Source organism: Picosynechococcus sp. PCC 7002 (genome assembly GCF_963860125.1).
Taxonomy (GTDB): Bacteria; Cyanobacteriota; Cyanobacteriia; order Cyanobacteriales; family MRBY01; genus MRBY01.
Genome location: NZ_CAWLFA010000001.1, coordinates 892523 through 910884 on the forward strand (window position 1 = coordinate 892523; position 18362 = coordinate 910884).

Here is an 18362-nt window from a genome sequence, read left to right on the forward strand (position 1 = left end):
AGCCGAGTGATAGAGTCAGTCATAATACTTTCTACTGTACTGATGTCGAGGATAATAACGTTTCTTGTCTAAACCATTTGCCCAAGAATTAAAACAGCTCCGTCGCCAGCACCAACTCATTTTAAATGCCGTTGGCGAAGGGGTTTATGGCCTTGATTTAGATGGCAATGTGACCTTTATTAATCCCGCTGCCGCCAAGATGATTGACTGGCCAGTGACAGAGTTGGTCGGCAAGTCAATGCATACGGTATTGCACCATTCCCATGTGGATGGTTCGCCCTATCCCCGTGAAGATTGCCCAATTTATGCCGCCCTCAAAGATGGTAGTACCCATCGCGTGATTTCCGATGTATTTTGGCGCAAAGATGGCACCAGTTTTCCGGTGGAATATATCAGCACCCCCATGAAAGATGAAGACGGCACTTTAATTGGGGCTGTTGTCACATTTCAAGATATTAGTCAGCGGCGTTGGGCAGAAAAAATTCTTGAACAGGCCAATGAAGATTTAGAGCAAAAAATTCAAGAGCGGACCCAAAAGTTGCAACGAGCCAATCAACAGCTAAGGGAACTTAGCGAAATGCGTTCACGCTTCATCACCATGGTTTGTCATGAATTTCGTAATCCCCTTAATAACATCACCCTGTCTGTTTCTTCCCTGAAACGTTATGACACCCATCTTTCCTTAGCAGAAAAAGCAGGTTATCTTTCCAGTATTAATGCGAATGTTGAGCGCATGACTCAAATCATTGACGATATTTTAGTGATTGGTAGGATTGAAGCCAAAGTTCTAGAAGTTAACCGAACAAAAGTTGATGTAGTGGCATTTTGCCGTCGGTTATTAGAGGAAGGAGAATTTATTCGTCAGTCTGATCCCATTAAATTGATTTGCCCCAGCCATTCGATTATCACTGAGCTTGACGAACGCTTACTCTATTCAATTTTAGGAAATTTACTTGCCAATGCGATTCGCTATACCCACGCGAGTGGCGCAATTACTTTGAGCTTAAGAAAGTGGAAACAAATACTAATTATCAAAGTCCAAGATGAAGGGATTGGCATTGCCTTAAAAGATCGAAAATATCTTTTTGAACCGTTTCATCGGGGTTGTAATACCAGTAATATTCCTGGTACAGGACTAGGGCTAAGTATCGTTAAACAGTTTGTGGATCTCCTTGGAGGCAATATTCATGTGTCCAGCCGAATCAATAAAGGAACGACTTTTACTGTGAGATTGCCAATGTTCAATAACAGTAAAAACAATATTTCGGCTTCCACCAGTTAATTAAAATCAAAAAATATCATCTTGAGTTTATTAAAAAATATTTCCTATCAACTCAAGGATTCAAGCTAATGATTAGATGTGATTGGGATTAAAGTTTGGCAAAAGCGAAGAATGTGTTCGGCGACGAGGGTTGTTTGCTCCACATGGGGGAGGTGGCCACAATTGGGAATCCAGTGGAGGGTGCTATTGGGTAAGCCCTGTTGAAAGCGATGGGCTGCTTTTGTGCCAAGGATTCGGTCTTGTTCACCCCAGAGAATTAAGGTAGGTTGCTGGATCTGCTTCAATTTGGGATAAAAAGAGCCATAGCCACCGCCTTTCGTAAATTGAATCAAGGCTTCCTGCCAGCGATCGCACTGGACATGCATCGCGCCACAGAGTACCGCATCTGTTGTGACTTTTGTTTTATCGAAATAGGCACTCTGGCAAATCTTTCGGCGGATATTCATACTCCCTAAAAATTGTGTAGCCCACCGATCCAAAGGCGGTACCATCGCAAAGCGGCTGAGGGGTTTTGGGGCCAGACCAGCACTATCTAAGAGGACAATTTGCTTGACCGCGTCGGGGTAGCTCAGGGCAAACTCGAGGGCCACCGCCCCACCCATAGAGGCACCAACAATCACTACCGGGCGATTAATTTGCTGTTGCCAAAACTGGCAGAGGTGGGTTTTGATGGTTTCTGGGGTAAAGGGAAGCTGTTCTGGTCGCTCCGTAAAACCGAAACTGAGCAAATCCACGGCCCAAACAGGATGCTGCTGGGCTAATTTGGGCAAAAGATAGCGGTATTCTAAAACTGAGCTATCAAAGCCATGGATGAGGAGAATGTCTTGGTCGCCGCTGCCCTGTTGGACAAAGTTCGTCAAGATGGGATTTGTCTGAAGCGGAGTGGCGATCGCCACCTGTTGGAGCTGCTGGGCGAGGCGAATCGCATCAAGTTCCGTAAGCTGATTAACCAGAGGCGGTAAAAAGGAAGGATACATAGGGGATTTCAACAAATGCAGCCAAATTGCCTACTTATTGTTACAGGTTTGCCCCTGGCCTACAAGCAAACGGTGTCCGAGAAAATTTAGGGAGCTAGGGCACGCTCAAGCAAAATTGTATGCTTGGGTAGTTGTGGTTTTTCGACAATAATAGAATAGTAGGACTTAGTTCCTTAGAGCTCTTTGTGCCAGTTGACATTTCCCAATTTAAGTTACAGCTACCCATTGTGATTCACCTGCCAGAATCTGTCCAAGCTCCATCAGGATCGTCATGTTCCATTTCCCGCAACCGCCCTTGAAACTATCCCGACGGTTTATCCTCATTATTTTGCTTGCCTTAGCCTATTACGGGACCGCAGAAATTTCTCGCCAGGTTGCTTCGACCCCCCAATCCGTTACCCCTATATGGCCCCCCGATGGCATTGCCCTGGCAGCAACATTTATCTATGGCTATCAAGTATTACCAGGGGTATTTCTTGGCTCTTTTTTGGCGAATATTTGGGCTTTTTTTCATGGGGGAAATCTCAATCAAGTCCTCACTTCAATTGTGCAGGTATTGGCGATCGCCCTAGGCACCACAAGCGGTATGGGCTTGGGAAAATACTTACTAGATACCAAAATTCAGCGCAAAAATCCCCTCAAAAAACTTGACGATCTCTGCAAGTTTCTTCTATTTATCGGTATTTTAACCCCGGCAATCAATGCCACAGCCGGAGTTTTTGCCCTTGCCATCGGCAATACAGTTACTTGGGCAAACTTTGGAGAATCTTGGTTAACTTGGTGGATTTCTAACGTTTCTGGAATTTACATTTTTACCCCGGCCCTAATTAGTTGGTATGAGCTATTTCAACCACAAACCTTAAATCGTCTCGTTCAAAAAGCAATTTTCACTTTTAATAAACATTCTAAAAAGCCCGCTAAACTTGCCTGGAAATTATTGCTTGAAACAAGATTTGTTGAGGCCCTGAGCCTACTTACAATTATTTTGTTGATTAGTTATATTTCCTTTTCTCAAGATCTCCATTTGGAATATATGCTCATTCCCTGTCTGGTGTGGGCCGTGATTCGTTTTGGTCAATTTGGCGCGACAAATCTTATTTCCCTCGTGACAATGTTAGCGGCACTCGGCACTGTGCGGGGACTGGGTTCCTTTGCCAGTGAAGATATTAACGAATCTTTACTACGCTTGCAGTTATTCACCGTGGTCATCGTGGTGACTAATTTGAGCTTAATGGCGACTTTAAGAGAAAAAAAAGAAGCCTTTAACAACTTGCGCCAATCTAAACTCCACCTCCAAGAAAAATCATCACAACTTGAACAAAGCAAGATAATCCTGAAAGAAAATGCCTTTTTATTAGAGCAACAAAACTTAGAGCTCATCGAAGCCAAACAAGCAGCAGAAAATGCGAATCGCACCAAAACGCGGTTTTTGTCTAGTATGAGCCATGAGTTGCGCACCCCTTTAAACGCTATTTTAGGGTTAGTAGAACTGCTCAAGGATTCTGATAATTTAGACGAATACGAACGGGGAGATTTACAAACCATCAGTGACTCAGGGATTCACCTACTCCATCTCATTGAAGATATTTTAGATATTTCTCGCATTGAAGCGGGAAGAGTCGAACTTCATTTTCAAGAAGTAGATTTTCCCAAATTTCTCCAAGGGATTAAGGGCATTATTCAAGCGCAAATCAATACCGATGCCATTGAATTCATTTGTGAATTCCCCCCCAAGTTGCCAGCAGTGGTGAGCATTGATGAAAAAAAGCTTAAGCAAGTATTGTTAAATCTCTTGCATAATGCAGCGAAATTTACAGAGAAAGGCCAGATTATTTTTCGCTTAAAACTTCATTCTTTTCCCGATTTGAGTGAGACCTATACATTGCTCAATTTTGAAGTTGAAGACTCTGGGATTGGCATCGAGCCTGATAAGCTCAACTTGATTTTTCTGCCTTTTGAACAAACTGGTAAAGCCAAATTTAAAACCCAAGGAACTGGTTTAGGTCTCGCCATTAGTCAAGAAATTGTCCGGATGATGGGCGGCAAAATTTCAGTGACGAGTCAGCCGGGCATCGGCAGTAAATTCGAGTTTATGATCTGTACTCAAATTGTCAATAAGCCTAGTGACTCCCTTGAAAAAAAGCAAAATCCTTTGTTTGTTTTTGATCGAGAGTTGGCGACGAAACTGCCCCTGAAGATCCTCTTAGCGGAAGATAATTTAACGAATCAAAAGGTTGTCGCAAAGATCCTAAAGAATTTAGGTTATCAGGTGGACATTGTGAGTAATGGTTTAGAAGTCCTAGAGGCAGTTGAACAGCAAATTTATGATGTGATTTTGATGGATATTCAGATGCCTGAAATGGACGGCTTAGACGCCACCAAAGCATTACTTAAACTGAATTTGGAGCCACATCCCTATGTTATTGCGCTGACGGCCAATGCTATGCAGCATGATCGATTGGCTTGTTTGGAGGTTGGGATGGATGATTACATTACCAAGCCTGTGCGGTTGGATTTGTTGGTACAGGCCCTGTGGCGATCACAATGTTGTCGCCTCGTATTTTAAAAGCCTTGTGTTTGCCGATGAACCCCTAGATTTAGCAAAAATCTGTCCCCCCAGTATTTGTCTTTAGAATAGTAACGACTAAAACCAAAATTTAAGGATTGACCCCATGGATGTGAAAGCGGCGATCGCCTATGCAGCAAAAGAACCCCTCAAGGTAGAAACCGTCCAACTCGAACCCCCCAAAGCTGGAGAAGTGCTGGTAGAAATCAAGGCGACGGGGGTTTGTCATACCGATGCCTACACTTTATCTGGGGCCGATCCAGAGGGGCTATTCCCGGCGATCCTAGGCCATGAGGGGGCTGGGGTTGTGGTTGAAGTGGGGCCGGATGTTAAAAGTCTGAAACCGGGCGATCACGTTATTCCCCTCTATGTGCCAGAATGCCGCGAGTGCGAATATTGCCTCAGTTTTAAAACAAATCTCTGTCAGGCAATCCGACTTACCCAAGGCCGGGGCGTGATGCCCGATGGTACCGGACGTTTTTCGATTAATGGTAAGCCGCTGTTTCACTACATGGGCACCTCCACCTTTGCTAACTACACCGTGGTGCCAGAAATTTCCCTGGCAAAAATCCGCGAAGATGCCCCCTTTGATAAGGTCTGCTACATCGGCTGCGGTGTCACCACGGGGATCGGGGCGGTGATCAATACGGCGAAAGTTGAAGTGGGGTCAAAGGTAATTGTCTTCGGCTTGGGGGGCATTGGCCTAAACGTGATCCAAGGCTGTCGCATGGTGGGGGCAGATATGATTGTCGGCGTCGATATTAACGACGATAAAAAGGCGATCGCCGAAAAATTTGGTATGACCCATTTCGTCAATCCCAAGGAAGTTGAGGGTGATCTCGTGCCCTATTTAGTGGATTTAACAAAAGGCGGTGCGGACTACACCTTTGAATGTATTGGCAATGTCAACGTGATGCGCCAAGCGCTGGAAAGTTGCCATAAGGGTTGGGGTGTTTCTACTATTGTTGGGGTAGCAGGCGCAGGTCAAGAGATTAGTACCCGACCCTTCCAGTTGGTAACGGGTCGCGTCTGGAAAGGAACCGCCTTCGGGGGCGCGAGGGGCCGTACCGATGTGCCGAAAATTGTCGATTGGTACATGGAAGGCAAAATCAACATCGATGATCTGATTACCCACACCATGCCCATTGAGAAGATTAACGAAGCCTTCGATTTGATGCACGCCGGAGAATCTATCCGCAGCGTGGTCACCTTTTAGATCCTCAAAATTGGTAGGGGTTTACCATGGTAAGCCCCCATAGCACGATCAAATTAACGATGACAAACCTTGTTTTAACGAAAGAAACCCTCTGTTTTGGCGGCAAAGTGCAGTATTACCAGCACGATTCTGAGGCGTGCGGTGTACCGATGAATTTTTCGGTATTTGTGCCGCCCCAAGCCGAAACTCGACCCGTACCAACCCTCTATTATTTATCAGGTTTGACCTGTACTGAGGAAAATTTCACCACGAAGGCGGGCGCTCAAAAATATGCCGCAGACTATGGCTTAATGCTCGTCGCCCCCGATACTAGCCCTCGCAATACGGGCATCGCCGACGAGGATAAAGATTGGGATCTTGGCAGTGGCGCCGGTTTCTATGTGGATGCAACCCAACAGCCCTGGGCCAACCATTATCAAATGTACAGTTACATCACCGAGGAACTGCCCAAACTCATCGAAGCGAACTTTTCCGTGACGGCGAAACGGGGGATTTTTGGCCATTCCATGGGGGGTCATGGAGCTTTAATTTGTGCCCTCCGGCAGCCTGATTTCTACCAGTCGGTGTCTGCCTTTGCGCCGATTGTTGCGCCGAGCCAGTGCCCCTGGGGAGAAAAAGCGTTTACTGCTTATCTGGGCACGGATAAAACCCTCTGGGAAAATTATGATGCGACGGCTCTCTTACAAAAAAATGGCCCTTTAAAGTACCCAATCCTGGTGGATCAAGGCAGCGCCGATGGTTTTTTGGAGAAACAATTACTGACAGAAAAATTGGCGATCGCCTGTGAAAAAGTCGGTCAACCCCTCACCCTCCGCTACCAAGACGGCTATGACCACAGCTATTTTTTCATTGCCACTTTTATGCTTGACCATGTCCGACATCACGCCCAATTCCTGATTGGCTAAATGTTTTCGCCGAACCTGTTCCATAATGGGAACATCAGTTTAGGTGTGAGCCAAGCGTTACAGAGATTATGATTGGGCAGTTACTCGATGGCCGCTATCGCATCGTCAAATCCTTGGCGGCGGGAGGCTTTGGGCAAACCTTTATCGCCGAGGACATCAAACAGTTCAACAAGCCCTGTGTCGTTAAGCAGTTTAAACCCAGTTTTTCTGATCCCGAAGCCCTGAAGGTGGCGCGGCGGCTTTTTGAAGTGGAAGCCCAACTGCTCAATCGTCTGGGAGACCATGATCAAATTCCCCACTTGCTCGCCTATTTTGAAATCAATCAAGAATTTTTCCTGGTTCAGGATTTTGTTGAAGGCCATAGCCTCGAACGGGAAATCACCGTCGGCAAAAAACTTAGTGAAGCCTATGCGATCGCCCTGTTAAAAAGTATCCTCGAACCGCTCAGTTTTATCCATAGCCAAAACGTGATTCACCGGGATATTAAACCCGCAAACCTGATTCGGCGGAAACAGGACGGAAAAATTGTTCTGATCGACTTCGGCGCTGTGAAAGAACTGGCAGGCACCCAAATTAATGCCCAGGGTCAAACCCGTGTCGGCACCATCATTGGCACCCCTGGCTATATGGCCAACGAGCAAGGCCGGGGCAAACCTAAACTCAGTAGTGATATTTACGCCACAGGCTTGATTATTATCCAGGCCCTCACTGGGAAACTGCCCCCCATGGGTTATCGCAGTGGCGACGAGCTCTACGAAGATCCCCAAACTGCAGAGATTCTTTGGCGTCAGGATGCCCAGGTGAGTCCAGAATTTGCGGCGATCCTAGACCGAATGATTTGTTTCGATTTTCGCAGTCGTTACCCATCGGCCATGGCCGTAAAAGCTGCTCTCCAATCCCTGACGGGGGCTGCCCAACCCGTCGCCAAGCCAGCCATTAATCTCCAAAAAACGAATTTGCAGGAAGCAGCAGTGCCCGCAACGGTGGTGAGTGGTGGCTTGGGTCAAAACATTCAAGGACAAGCGCCCCTCGCCGCTCCCCCCAAAACCCACTGGGCGAAGTTTCTATTCCGTGCCGTGCAACGGTTTATCGGGGTGTCTTTGCTAATTATGGGGCTGCCGATCGCCATCTACGGTCTCGTGGAAGGGGTCAATGAAAATGTCTCCCAGGAGGACCGCGAAGGGGCGATCGCCGCTTTTATTATTTTCGGGGTTCCCTTTACTGGAACAGGCTCATTTATGCTGTGGCGGTTAAATCGCCAAGTACGGAAGGAAAAATTTGACTCCGACTGGCTGCGGCAAAATTTCTACCAAACCCTCAGTGAGACCAATGGCGAAGTGACGGTGCTTCGTTTCGCCCAAAGTACCCAACTTTCCGGCAAAGAAGCACAAAAATATCTCGACGCCAGAGCCAAGGAATTTAATGGCACGACCCGACGATCGCCTGATGGGGAAATTCTTTATTCTTTTAAGCTCTAGCCCAACTTTCTAGGATGCGGCAAACACTTGGGGGGTTGCCGATTGGATCTTAATTTCGACCCGCGACCCGACGGGAACCAATTGATTAACTCCCATGCGGGCATGGAGACATTTCCCCGAATCTGTCTGGAGACAATAGCGGTATTCCCGGCCCAAAAATTGCCGCTCCTTCACAATTACTGGGGATTCTGGCTGGGGAATCAATTCCAATTCCTCCTCCCGCACCATTAATTCTCCCTCAGCGGCCTGTTCTGGGGGGGCGATCGCCACTTTAAATTCACCGATCTCCGTGCGCCAAACCCCACCAATCCACTGGGCTGGTAGAAAATTCGCATGGGTGACAAATTCTGCCACAAACCGAGAGGCCGGGCGGGTATAAATTTCCTCTGGTGTGCCCAACTGCTCTAAATTTCCCTGGCGCATCACCGCAATCCGATCCGAAATGGCCAACGCTTCCTCTTGGTCGTGGGTTACAAAAATCGCCGAAATGCCCGCCGCTTTAATAATTTGGCGAATCTCATGCCGGAGGTGATGGCGCACCTGCACATCCAAATTACTCAGGGGTTCATCTAACAAAATTAACGAAGGACGGGGTGCCAGGGCGCGGGCGAGGGCGATCCGTTGCTGTTGCCCCCCAGATAGCTCGTGGGGATAGCGCTTTTCTAGGCCCGCAAGTCCCACTAAATGCAAAATTTCCTGAATTCGTTGGCGAATTTCCTGGCGGGAAAACTTACGTTCGCGGTGGCGCAACCCAAAGGCAATGTTATCGGCGATGGTGAGGTGGGGAAACAAAGCGTAATCCTGGAAAACCATCCCTGTATTCCGTCGCTCCGGGGGAAGGCAATTTTCTGGGGTACTGACGGGTACACCATTGAGAATAATTTGTCCTGCGCTGGGCTGCTCGAACCCGGCGATTAAGCGCAGTAACGTCGTTTTACCGCAACCGGAAGGCCCTAAAAGTCCGAGAATTTCCCCCTGTTTGAGTTGAAACTGAATATCTTTGACCGCTGGTAGATCTTGGGCACTGAAACGTTTACAAAGACTTTCGACGCGTAGGATGGGGGAATCATTCATGGGGGTTTAACGGTGACTCTAATGGCAGGGCCTTGAGACAATTCCCAGAGGCGATCGCCAATTAATTAAGAACTATTCTCAACTGCTGCATCATAACATAGGAATATTTAGTTTGATCGATCAAAGACAAGATATTTTGTCGAATTGCGGCAGAATGCCTTTGTTTTCCCTGGGGTGCTGTGGGGGAGATTCCACGGTAAGCTAGAAGAACAACTATTTTTGCTCTATTGATATTCACAACAGAACCGTTAATGACTCTACCGAAAACCCTTGAAACCCATGAAAATGGACGTTTAGTCTGGGATATCGCGGCTGCAGCCGATGACCGGAAAGCCGAAGATATTGCGATTTTGAAGGTAGATCAAATTTCCTATCTGGCGGATTTTTTCGTTGTGGCGACAGGATTCTCGCGGACTCAGGTGCGGGCGATCGCCGATGCCATCGAAGAAAGATTAGAAACAAAATATGGCAAAGTGCCCCTACGGATGGAGGGCAAAAGCGAAGGGATGTGGATTCTCCAAGATTATGGCGAAGTGATTGTACACATCTTTCTGCCGCAGGAACGGGAATTTTATAATCTCGAAGCCTTCTGGGGCCATGCCGAACGCATTGAATTTGAGCCTGCTCTTCCTTAGATTTTTTGGGATGAAGCGTCAAGGGTGTCTTTTTAAAAGCCTAGACTCTTTCTCGTAATTAATTAAATCAACTCTAGTCAGGATCGCAATGGTGCGTTAGTCGCCGTTGCGATATATTACGCTTGCCATTTATTTTCTCAGAAAAATGCTGCGTGACGTTCCGATGGCGGGGCGATTAATTCTTCTCCCAGAAATCATAAAAGGCTTTATCTCTTTACAGTTAAACCCAGCTAAAAAACGATTTTTCAAGGCTTGTTGATGACTTTTACCTAGTGAAAAGTTGATATTTCTTTAAGAAGAAATGTAACGCTAGATCTCAGTTTCTCCGGCATTTCCAACCCCAGAGAAAGTTATTAAGTTTCCCAAAATATTCGTGAATTTTTTTGGCGATCGTCCCGGAGATTCCCTTTTAAGAATTTTTTAAGATATAGAATAAACGTGAATTGAAATAGCAGCCCGTCACCGTGATTCTGTCCAGTCATGGCATGGAATTAGTGCTATTTTTTTGTTTTGTGGGTCGAAATCCATGAATGTTCAACAATTACTACGCGCCTACGAACATGGGGAACGAAACTTTGCCGGAATCAACCTGCAGGGAGCCGATCTCCGGGGTGAGGCATTAATTGGCGTTAACTTCCAGGGGGCCAACCTCATGGGTGCGAATCTGAGTCGAACATTTTTACTGAAAGCCGATTTGTCTGGGGCGGCATTAAATTGGGCAAACCTCGCCCATGCCAAACTAAACGATGCCCAGCTTGTTGGTGCAGATTTAACGAAAGCGACCTTAGACGGGGCCTTTATGGTCAACGCTCAACTGATCGAAGCGCGTTTGTGTGGGGCCAGCCTAGACCATACCAATTTACGGGGCGGGAACCTCCGGCGGGCTAATTTGTGTGGCGCGAATCTCGCCCGGGTGAACCTATGCCAGGCAAACTTAAATCAGGCAAATTTAGCCTGGGTCAATGCCCAGGAAGCACGCCTAGGCCATGCGGATCTCCAGCACGCTAATTTACACCATGGCAATTTTAGCCGCGCTTTTTTGCGGGATGTGAATTTGCTGGGTATGGATTTAGCCGGGCTAAATTTTTCAGGGGCAAAACTTTATGGCGCTAATCTCCGGCAGGCGAATCTCCAGGGGAGTAATCTCGTCGAAGCCAATCTAAAGCTCGCCTGTTTAGTCGAGGCAGATCTGCGGGGAGCAAAGCTCGTCGGGGCAAAATTAGAAGGGGCAGACCTGCGGAATGTGCTGCTCGAGCCAGAAAATTTAGCGTATTTACCGGGAATCGATCGTCCGGTGCTGGCTAATTTGACCTATCATTCACCCGATGCCCACGGGGGCTGGCAAGGGTTACCCCAGGCGGTTGGTTAGTTGTCAGTCAGACCTCGCCCAGAGATAGGCAGGGACTGCAAGTTCTGTTATGTTTAAGGACTTAGACAGTCTGGGAGACAGCCGAAGGGAATGGCTATTTTGCGCAGTGTACGGTTGGCGATCGCCTGTGGTTTAGGCAAAACAATTACAGCGGTGGTACGGGGCCTCAAGCTTAGTGCGGGCAGTGTCTTACCGGGGGCGATCGCCCGACGCATTTTTCCAGAGATTCTGCCGGATCTGTTCCAACAGGCGAAAAAAGGCGTCATTTTGGTGGTGGGCACAAATGGTAAAACCACGACTTCTCTGCTAATCAAAGCAATCCTCACGGCCCAGGGCTATAAGCTCGCCCACAATGCTACCGGGGCAAATTTGATCAATGGTTTAACGACAGCCCTCCTGGAGCATGCGAATCTTTTCGGCCAACTCGATATTGACTACGCGATCCTCGAAGTGGATGAAAATATTATTCCGATCCTCCTCAAAACCTGCTCTCCGACCCATATCCTCGCCCTCAATTTATTCCGTGACCAACTCGACCGTTACGGCGAAGTCGATACCATTAGTCAGCGTTGGCAAGCGGCGATCGCCCCCCTCCCGCCGGAAACCACGATTATCGTCAATGGCGACGACCCGACCCTCAATGATCTGGGGCAAAACCTCAGCCAAACGGTGAAATTTTTTGGCCTCAACGAGCCAGACCTATACCTAGAGGCCATCCCCCACGCTGTCGATTCCATTTATTGTCCCCGCTGCGGTGCGCCCCTCACCTACAAAGGCGTTTACCTGTCCCACCTCGGCGATTACCACTGCGATAGTTGCGGCTTTGCCAAAAATCCCCTCGACATCCACAGTCCAGACTGGGGTCAAATCCTCATCGGCGTTTATAACAAATACAATACCCTTGCTGCCGCTCTCTTGGCGGAAACCCTGGGTATTCACCGGGACATCATCAACGAACAGATTCAGTCGTTTAAAGCGGCCTTTGGTCGGGCGGAAGAATTAACCGTCCAAGGAAAATCGGTGCGGATTCTGTTGTCAAAAAATCCCGTGGGCATGAACGAAACAGTCCGCGCCGTCACTGATTTACAGCAGCAAGGGAAAACGAGCACCGTCCTCGTCGTACTCAATGACCGCACCCCCGACGGCACCGATGTGTCCTGGATTTGGGATGTGGATCTCGAAAAGCTCACCCAATCCCCTGGCAAAATTATCATCAGCGGCGATCGCACCTACGACATGGCCCTGCGGCTTCGCTATTGCGAAGGGGCTGCCGAATTAATTGTGGAACCGGATTTAACAAAAGCCCTCGACCAGGCGATTGCCCTCAGTCCAGCCGATCAAACCCTCCATATCCTGCCCACCTATTCAGCGATGTTAGAGGTGCGCCAAATGTTGACGGGCCGCAAAATTTTGTAGGCTAGCAAAAATAAATTCTGCTCTCCAGCGCCACCGTTTTTTTTGATGGATACCACGACGCAAATTTTGTTTGAAACTGGCAAGGATGCTTTTCTTCAGGGGGAATATCGCCAAAGCATTGACTATTTCCAGCGCACCGTTGCAAATCTACCTCCCTATTCCCGCGAATCTGGGGAAGTACAACTTTGGCTTGTCAGTGCATATCAGGCGAACAATCAAGGGGAAAAGGCGATCGCCCTCTGCCGTGAACTAATGACCCATCCCTTTGCCAGCACCAGCCAACGGGCCCAGCGACAACTGTACATCCTCGAAGCTCCCAAACTTGAACGGCCCAAGGAGTGGCTCACGGAAATCCCCAGCTTGGATAATCTTGATCCGGCAAAATCGCTCTATGTCGAAGGCAAGAAAAAAGTGGAAACCAAAGCACTTGCCATCGAGGATTTGGAAGATCTATCCCAAATCGAAACCCAGGATAATCAGTTTCTCTGGTGGGCTTTGGGCTTGGGTCTCGTGGGCTTGACCAGTTGGGGCATTTGGGGCGGTTAGAATCTCCAGCAATCTAAGAAGGGTAGGGTGGTGCGGTAGGATTTGAAAGCTGTGGCTCCCTTCCCCTCGGTATGATCAAACATTCGTCAGCCTCAACTTTAGAATATTTACCACCCCTAACAGAACTGGGGATGGTTCTCCTGCCGATCGCCCCTGGCTGGGGGGTTGCTTGTCTGGGGATTCAAATGATTATGTTGTTAAAACAGGCTGGACGGCAATTATGGCAGCAACCGTTAACTTGGATTTTTGGGGCTATTTCAGTTTGGCTATTCGGAGTAACGGCGATCGCCCCCTATCCTTTGGAATCTTTGTTGGGGGTTGCTAACTTTGTCCCGTTTTTCCTAGTTTTTCTCGCTTTCTCGACCCTCTTCAATACCCTGGAACGTTTGGAGCGCTTGGCGTGGCTGATTGTGGCCCCTTCTTTGGCGATCGCCGTTTTAGGTTTAGGGGAGCTTTGGTTTGGCTGGCGGACGCCCCCTCTGATTTGGCAACTGTTTGGCTGGGGTTTGACAGGGGAAGGAAATCCCCCCACGCGGTTGTCCTCCACGTTTATGTATGCCAACATTTGCGCCGCCTATCTGCTGATGGCTTTTTTATTGGGGGTGGGTCTGTGGTTGCGAGATTTCGCTTGGGGAAAGTTACGGCAGTCCCGAATTTTTCTTTATCTCACCGTGACCCTACTCCTCGATGGTGTTGCCCTGATTTTGACAAATTCCCGGAATGTCTGGGCGATCGCCTTTTTAGGGCTGTTTATCTATGCCATTTATGTGGGTTGGTGGTGGATTTGTGGCTTTGCAACGGGCTTCGGTACCGCCATTCTCGGCGCATCTTTTGGCCAAACCCCCTGGCGCGATCCCCTGCGCCAGATTGTGCCTTACTATTTTTGGGGACGTTTATCGGATCAAATGCACCGGGGCCGTGCCATCGAAGATCTCCGCATTACCCAATGGCAGTTTGTCCTAGACATGATTCGTCAGCGGCCTTTGACGGGGTGGGGCATCCGCAGTTTTACCCCCAGCTATGAAGTGGCGATGAACCGTTGGCTGGGCCACCCCCACAATTTTTATCTGATGCTCACTTCTGAAATTGGCATTCCCTTCGCGGCTTTATTGATCGGTACTATTGGCTGGCTCTATGCCCAGGGAGTGTTGGCCTGGCGCAGGTTATCTGACCGGGGCGATCGCCTCCTCCTATTTAGTTATCTGATGGCTTTTGGCGGTTATGTTTTGTTCAATACCCTTGATGTGACGGTGCTCGATTTGCGTTTAAACTTATTTACTTGGCTCCTCCTGAGCGCGATCTGGGGTTTGGGGCAGCAAGTAAATCAGGCCGGAAATCAAAGTCAAAGCGACAGCCAGCCAGAATAAACCTAAAGCCAATATTTCCCCTTGGGCGGTAATTGGGTAAATTAACAAGGCGATCGCCGCAATTTGGGTCACTGTTTTCGCCTTTCCCCAGAGATTTGCCCCCTGAATTTTCTTTTCCCCGGTGACGCGCCAACCAGCAATGGTCAGTTCCCGCGCCAAAATCAGGAAAACGCCCCAAGCAGGAATTTGTTGTAGATGAACCAAAGATAATAGCGGCGCTGTGACTAGCAGTTTATCCACGAGGGGATCAAGAAATTTGCCTAAATCTGTCACCTGATCCAGTTTGCGGGCTAAATAGCCATCCAGCCAATCGGTCAGGGCCACGACGAGAAAAATAATTAGGGCAATGAAGCGTAGTCTCGGCGTCGGATTTTCTAACAGAAATAAGAGGAAAGGCACACCCGCCAATCGAGAAACCGTGATCCAAGTGGGTAAATTCATATAAACTTCTCAGAACAACCTAACCTCCCATCATGTCACACCAATGTCTGTTTCCATGACACGCGTTGCCCTCTTTGGTACCAGTGCTGATCCACCTACAGTGGGCCACCAAGCGATCCTCCGCTGGCTCAGTGAACATTACGATCAAGTGGCGGTTTGGGCTGCCGATAATCCCTTTAAAAAGCATGGGGCATCCTTGGCTCAACGGTCGGCGATGTTGCAGTTGGTGATCGAAGATTTGGGTTGCGACAATGTTCTGGTGGATGAACGTCTCAGCGATCGCCGCAGCTTACATACCCTCCAGCGCGCCCAGACTATTTGGGGTCAAGAAACAGCGTTTTTTTTGGTAATTGGCTCTGATCTGGTCAGTCAAATTCCCCGTTGGTACCGGGCCAAGGATCTCCTCCAGCAGGTTACTCTCCTCATCTTTCCCCGCCGGGGCTACCCTCTCCAACCAGAAGCACTCCAACAACTAGAAGCCCTCAAGGGTTCCTGGGAAACAGCGACCTATGTGCCGCCTTCGGTTTCTTCCAGTGAATATCGCAGTGAAGGCAAACAAAAGACAGTTATTCCCGCTGTTACTGAATATATCCAGACCCACAATCTGTACCAAGAGCTTTCTTGAGTCGTTTAAAAATTACGCATCAGTCGGGGCGATCGCCGTTTTGGATAGGGTCTTGGGGGAGGATTATTGGGATTTTTGCTATAGCGTACCCGCAGTTGTTCCCGCACATCCCAAAACACATCTCGCCGCAAATAGGGATATAGCCCTACCCAAAGATTAAGTCGAGGTACATAGGCATCCGTCACCTTTAGTTTGGGGCCGAGATTGCGCTGATTCGATAACACCAACAGTTCAACGGCTTGGCCTGGTTTGAGGTTGCGATGGATGGGGGCGACTGGGGCTTGAATGCGGGCCAAATAGCCTTCTTTGTCACCGACTTCTAAGTTAATGCGGCGTTCTCGATTTTCGACCCGCAACAAACGACCAAGTTTATCGACTTCTTCCTGGGTACGGACAATTTCTTCGGTGAGGTAAACATCGAGAATCTTGCCCCGCCAAAAAAAACAGTAGGCTTGCCGCCGATATTCCGCATTTTTCAGACTGGCTGAGTAAATGGGCGACCAAAACCAATACAAACCACCAATGATTTGGGTCAAGAGCCGCAGGGAATCGGTTTCTCGCAGCAAGAGGCCCAGTAAATAAAACAAGACCACCAAAATAAAGGAGATTAGGGCGCGTCGTAAAAAATCTTCGGTTTTCCCCCAGTAGTATTGGTATTGCTCGGCGCTGGCGACCAGGGGAATCAGTTGTTCAAATTTCTCTTGGGTAATGGGAATGAGCATTGGTTAATCTTGGGTGCCCTCTTGTGGCGATCGCCCTTGATGATCCTGAATGATTTTGGTCACCGCTTCAACAGAATCATCGACAATCTCGGCAATTTCCTCCACCGAAAAATTCCTTTGTAAAAGACGAAGTACAACTGAAATTTCTTTTTCTCGCTGACCTCGACGCTGACCTCGACTAAGAATTTCGTTATACCAAGGCGATTCCCGAAGTACAGTCATATCCCACCTCATAATTTGTTGCACAAGGGGCAGTTCCAATACAAAGCTAGCAAAAAAGGCTAACAGCGGCTCCAATTCATCGAGTCGTTCTTCTTGACGGAGTTGGTGAACCGCCTCTCGAATTAAGCTTTCATCATTCCCCCCGGCAAGAATCGGAACAAAGGGCAACAATGAGGTTAGGGATTGGGCCAAAACCAAATTAGCTTCCACCTCCCAAAGATTAATCACCTGATAGTCCTGCCTCGTTTGCAACCCTTTAAACACCGCTTGGTAGGAAGTCGGAATCTGGGGTTTGCTTGCCGGGGGCAGAATATTGATTAGCACTGGGTAAACGGGCAAGTTGAATTTTTCCCGCGCTAAGGCTGCATAGGCCGTCATCCGCCGGGGCATCTGGGCGGTATAACGCAACTGCAATTCGTTGAGCAGCAGAAAATCGCCATCTTGGGGACAGGTCACGCGCAACAGCACATCGCTATCCCGGCTGACCCACTGGAATTGGGGATCGATAAATTCCTGGGCCTGGAGCGTTTGATCCCCCATGACCCACTGCACCCAGGCATCGGGATTAAGACTAATGAGACGTTTACTGCCAATATCGGCGGATTTAGCCATAATTTTGGCAAGAACTACAGGATATTTTCTAAGCCGTAAACAAGGGTATTCAACTCGGTCACTTTACGAATCGAGAGCAGTACACCGGGCATATAACAGGAGCGATCGCTGGTGTCGTGGCGTAGGGTATAGATTTGACCAGGGGCACCGAAAATCATTTCCTGGTGGGCGATTAGACCAGGCAACCGAACGCTATGGATGCGGATATTATCTTCGGTGACAGCTCCCTTTGCACCGGGCATCTCTTCTTTTTCTTCTACTTCAGCGGGATTGAATTGCTTGCCGAGTTCCGCCAGCATCTGCGCCGTTTTAATCGCAGTGCCACTGGGAGCGTCGGCCTTTTGGTTGTGGTGTAGCTCGATAATTTCGACGTGATCGAAATATTTAGCGGCCTGTAATGAAGCCTGTTGCAGGAGGACGACGCCAATGGAAAAATTGGGAATAATCAATGCTCCAGTGCTGGCTTTTTCGGCAAATTCCTTGAGGTCATTAATCTGTTCTTCGCTTAATCCTGTGGTTCCCACAACAGGACGCACCCCATAGGCGATCGCCGCACGGGTATTGGCATAGACCCCGCTGGGGTGGGTAAAGTCCACCATTACCCCTTGGATCTTGCTTTGGGTCGCCATGACCAGGGAAGCCTCTAAATCGTTCACAATGGGGACTTCAACCGCGCCACAGCCAGCAATTTCTCCCGCATCCTGGCCTAAAAGTGCTGGATTTTTATCAACAGCAGCGATAATCTCCATATCCGCAGCCCCAGCCACTGCTTTGACCACTTCCCGGCCCATTTTGCCACCGGCACCGTTGATCACCACTGGGATTTTGTTGATATTTTCCATGACTTCCCTTAGAAAACTTTTTTAAAAAGCTTGACACAAGATCGCCAAAGTCACAATAATTGAAGTT

At 48.4% G+C, this 18362-nt stretch carries 17 protein-coding genes; 11 read left to right on the plus strand and 6 right to left on the minus strand.

Annotation, left to right across the window (positions count from 1 at the left end; translation table 11 throughout):
• The first annotated feature begins 64 nt into the window (after window positions 1-64).
• A complete protein-coding gene (locus AACQ84_RS04410; protein ID WP_030007550.1) occupies window positions 65-1282 on the plus strand; it encodes a PAS domain-containing sensor histidine kinase in 1218 nt (405 codons plus the stop codon).
• Between the two features lie 65 nt (window positions 1283-1347).
• On the opposite strand, the gene AACQ84_RS04415 is transcribed toward AACQ84_RS04410, so the two are convergent.
• Window positions 1348-2259, minus strand: a complete 912-nt coding sequence (locus tag AACQ84_RS04415; protein WP_012306494.1) for an alpha/beta fold hydrolase — start codon at window positions 2257-2259, stop codon at window positions 1348-1350.
• Window positions 2260-2530: 271 nt separating this feature from the next.
• On the opposite strand from AACQ84_RS04415, the gene AACQ84_RS04420 reads away from it, so the two are divergent.
• The 4 genes from AACQ84_RS04420 (at window position 2531) to AACQ84_RS04435 (ending at window position 8424) form a co-directional block, all read left to right on the plus strand.
• The gene (locus AACQ84_RS04420; protein WP_012306495.1) at window positions 2531-4825 is read left to right on the plus strand and encodes an MASE1 domain-containing protein; all 2295 of its coding nucleotides are present in this window, start codon (window positions 2531-2533) and stop codon (window positions 4823-4825) included.
• 106 nt (window positions 4826-4931) lie between these two features.
• Complete coding sequence (locus AACQ84_RS04425; RefSeq protein ID WP_012306496.1) at window positions 4932-6041, plus strand: S-(hydroxymethyl)glutathione dehydrogenase/class III alcohol dehydrogenase; 1110 nt, start codon at window positions 4932-4934, stop codon at window positions 6039-6041.
• 26 nt (window positions 6042-6067) lie between these two features.
• Complete coding sequence (gene fghA / locus AACQ84_RS04430) at window positions 6068-6946, plus strand: S-formylglutathione hydrolase (protein ID WP_303396469.1); 879 nt, start codon at window positions 6068-6070, stop codon at window positions 6944-6946.
• Between the two features lie 68 nt (window positions 6947-7014).
• Window positions 7015-8424, plus strand: coding sequence for a serine/threonine-protein kinase (locus AACQ84_RS04435; protein WP_012306498.1), 1410 nt, complete (start codon window positions 7015-7017; stop codon window positions 8422-8424).
• 9 nt (window positions 8425-8433) lie between these two features.
• Here AACQ84_RS04435 and AACQ84_RS04440 read toward each other — a convergent pair whose 3' ends face one another.
• Window positions 8434-9498, minus strand: a complete 1065-nt coding sequence (locus tag AACQ84_RS04440) for an ABC transporter ATP-binding protein (protein ID WP_012306499.1) — start codon at window positions 9496-9498, stop codon at window positions 8434-8436.
• A gap of 251 nt (window positions 9499-9749) precedes the next feature.
• On the opposite strand from AACQ84_RS04440, the gene rsfS reads away from it, so the two are divergent.
• The 5 genes from rsfS to AACQ84_RS04465 all read left to right on the plus strand — a co-directional run bounded on the left by rsfS (window position 9750) and on the right by AACQ84_RS04465 (window position 14831).
• Window positions 9750-10133 (plus strand): ribosome silencing factor, encoded by a 384-nt coding sequence (rsfS, locus tag AACQ84_RS04445; protein ID WP_012306500.1) that lies wholly within the window; start codon window positions 9750-9752, stop codon window positions 10131-10133.
• Between the two features lie 526 nt (window positions 10134-10659).
• Window positions 10660-11502: a pentapeptide repeat-containing protein gene (locus AACQ84_RS04450; protein WP_041443392.1), complete on the plus strand. Its 843-nt coding sequence runs from the start codon at window positions 10660-10662 to the stop codon at window positions 11500-11502.
• 90 nt (window positions 11503-11592) lie between these two features.
• Entirely contained in the window at window positions 11593-12918 is a 1326-nt protein-coding gene (locus AACQ84_RS04455; RefSeq protein ID WP_012306502.1) for a Mur ligase family protein, read from the plus strand.
• 45 nt (window positions 12919-12963) lie between these two features.
• Window positions 12964-13464 (plus strand): hypothetical protein, encoded by a 501-nt coding sequence (locus AACQ84_RS04460; protein WP_041443393.1) that lies wholly within the window; start codon window positions 12964-12966, stop codon window positions 13462-13464.
• Window positions 13465-13535: 71 nt separating this feature from the next.
• Window positions 13536-14831 (plus strand): O-antigen ligase family protein, encoded by a 1296-nt coding sequence (locus AACQ84_RS04465; protein WP_143589362.1) that lies wholly within the window; start codon window positions 13536-13538, stop codon window positions 14829-14831.
• Here AACQ84_RS04465 and pgsA read toward each other — a convergent pair.
• Window positions 14736-15272, minus strand: coding sequence for a CDP-diacylglycerol--glycerol-3-phosphate 3-phosphatidyltransferase (gene pgsA / locus AACQ84_RS04470; protein WP_012306505.1), 537 nt, complete (start codon window positions 15270-15272; stop codon window positions 14736-14738). The genes AACQ84_RS04465 and pgsA overlap by 96 nt on opposite strands.
• Before the next feature lie 55 nt (window positions 15273-15327).
• Between pgsA and AACQ84_RS04475 the strand changes: the two genes are divergently transcribed.
• A complete protein-coding gene (locus AACQ84_RS04475; RefSeq protein WP_041443395.1) occupies window positions 15328-15897 on the plus strand; it encodes a nicotinate-nucleotide adenylyltransferase in 570 nt (189 codons plus the stop codon).
• A gap of 5 nt (window positions 15898-15902) precedes the next feature.
• Here the strand turns inward: AACQ84_RS04475 and AACQ84_RS04480 are convergent, their stop codons facing one another.
• Genes AACQ84_RS04480 through dapB form a run of 3 tightly spaced genes read right to left on the minus strand, consistent with a single transcriptional unit; the run spans window position 15903 to window position 18295 of the window.
• Window positions 15903-16619, minus strand: coding sequence for a hypothetical protein (locus tag AACQ84_RS04480; RefSeq protein WP_012306507.1), 717 nt, complete (start codon window positions 16617-16619; stop codon window positions 15903-15905).
• A gap of 3 nt (window positions 16620-16622) precedes the next feature.
• Window positions 16623-17453, minus strand: coding sequence for a hypothetical protein (locus tag AACQ84_RS04485; RefSeq protein ID WP_012306508.1), 831 nt, complete (start codon window positions 17451-17453; stop codon window positions 16623-16625).
• 14 nt (window positions 17454-17467) lie between these two features.
• Complete coding sequence (dapB, locus tag AACQ84_RS04490; protein ID WP_012306509.1) at window positions 17468-18295, minus strand: 4-hydroxy-tetrahydrodipicolinate reductase; 828 nt, start codon at window positions 18293-18295, stop codon at window positions 17468-17470.
• Window positions 18296-18362 lie beyond the last annotated feature (67 nt).

Excerpts from the sequence above, each read along its gene's own strand:
- AACQ84_RS04440 (WP_012306499.1), bottom strand. The coding sequence starts at position 9,498 with ATGAATGATTCCCCCATCCTACGCGTCGAAAGTCTTTGTAAACGTTTC.
- AACQ84_RS04465 (WP_143589362.1), top strand. The coding sequence starts at position 13,536 with ATGATCAAACATTCGTCAGCCTCAACTTTAGAATATTTACCACCCCTA.
- AACQ84_RS04415 (WP_012306494.1), bottom strand. The coding sequence starts at position 2,259 with ATGTATCCTTCCTTTTTACCGCCTCTGGTTAATCAGCTTACGGAACTT.
- AACQ84_RS04460 (WP_041443393.1), top strand. The coding sequence starts at position 12,964 with ATGGATACCACGACGCAAATTTTGTTTGAAACTGGCAAGGATGCTTTT.
- AACQ84_RS04425 (WP_012306496.1), top strand. The coding sequence starts at position 4,932 with ATGGATGTGAAAGCGGCGATCGCCTATGCAGCAAAAGAACCCCTCAAG.
- AACQ84_RS04420 (WP_012306495.1), top strand. The coding sequence starts at position 2,531 with ATGTTCCATTTCCCGCAACCGCCCTTGAAACTATCCCGACGGTTTATC.
- AACQ84_RS04435 (WP_012306498.1), top strand. The coding sequence starts at position 7,015 with ATGATTGGGCAGTTACTCGATGGCCGCTATCGCATCGTCAAATCCTTG.
- fghA (WP_303396469.1), top strand. The coding sequence starts at position 6,068 with ATGGTAAGCCCCCATAGCACGATCAAATTAACGATGACAAACCTTGTT.
- AACQ84_RS04485 (WP_012306508.1), bottom strand. The coding sequence starts at position 17,453 with ATGGCTAAATCCGCCGATATTGGCAGTAAACGTCTCATTAGTCTTAAT.
- AACQ84_RS04455 (WP_012306502.1), top strand. The coding sequence starts at position 11,593 with ATGGCTATTTTGCGCAGTGTACGGTTGGCGATCGCCTGTGGTTTAGGC.
- AACQ84_RS04450 (WP_041443392.1), top strand. The coding sequence starts at position 10,660 with ATGAATGTTCAACAATTACTACGCGCCTACGAACATGGGGAACGAAAC.
- rsfS (WP_012306500.1), top strand. The coding sequence starts at position 9,750 with ATGACTCTACCGAAAACCCTTGAAACCCATGAAAATGGACGTTTAGTC.
- AACQ84_RS04480 (WP_012306507.1), bottom strand. The coding sequence starts at position 16,619 with ATGCTCATTCCCATTACCCAAGAGAAATTTGAACAACTGATTCCCCTG.
- AACQ84_RS04475 (WP_041443395.1), top strand. The coding sequence starts at position 15,328 with ATGACACGCGTTGCCCTCTTTGGTACCAGTGCTGATCCACCTACAGTG.
- dapB (WP_012306509.1), bottom strand. The coding sequence starts at position 18,295 with ATGGAAAATATCAACAAAATCCCAGTGGTGATCAACGGTGCCGGTGGC.
- pgsA (WP_012306505.1), bottom strand. The coding sequence starts at position 15,272 with ATGAATTTACCCACTTGGATCACGGTTTCTCGATTGGCGGGTGTGCCT.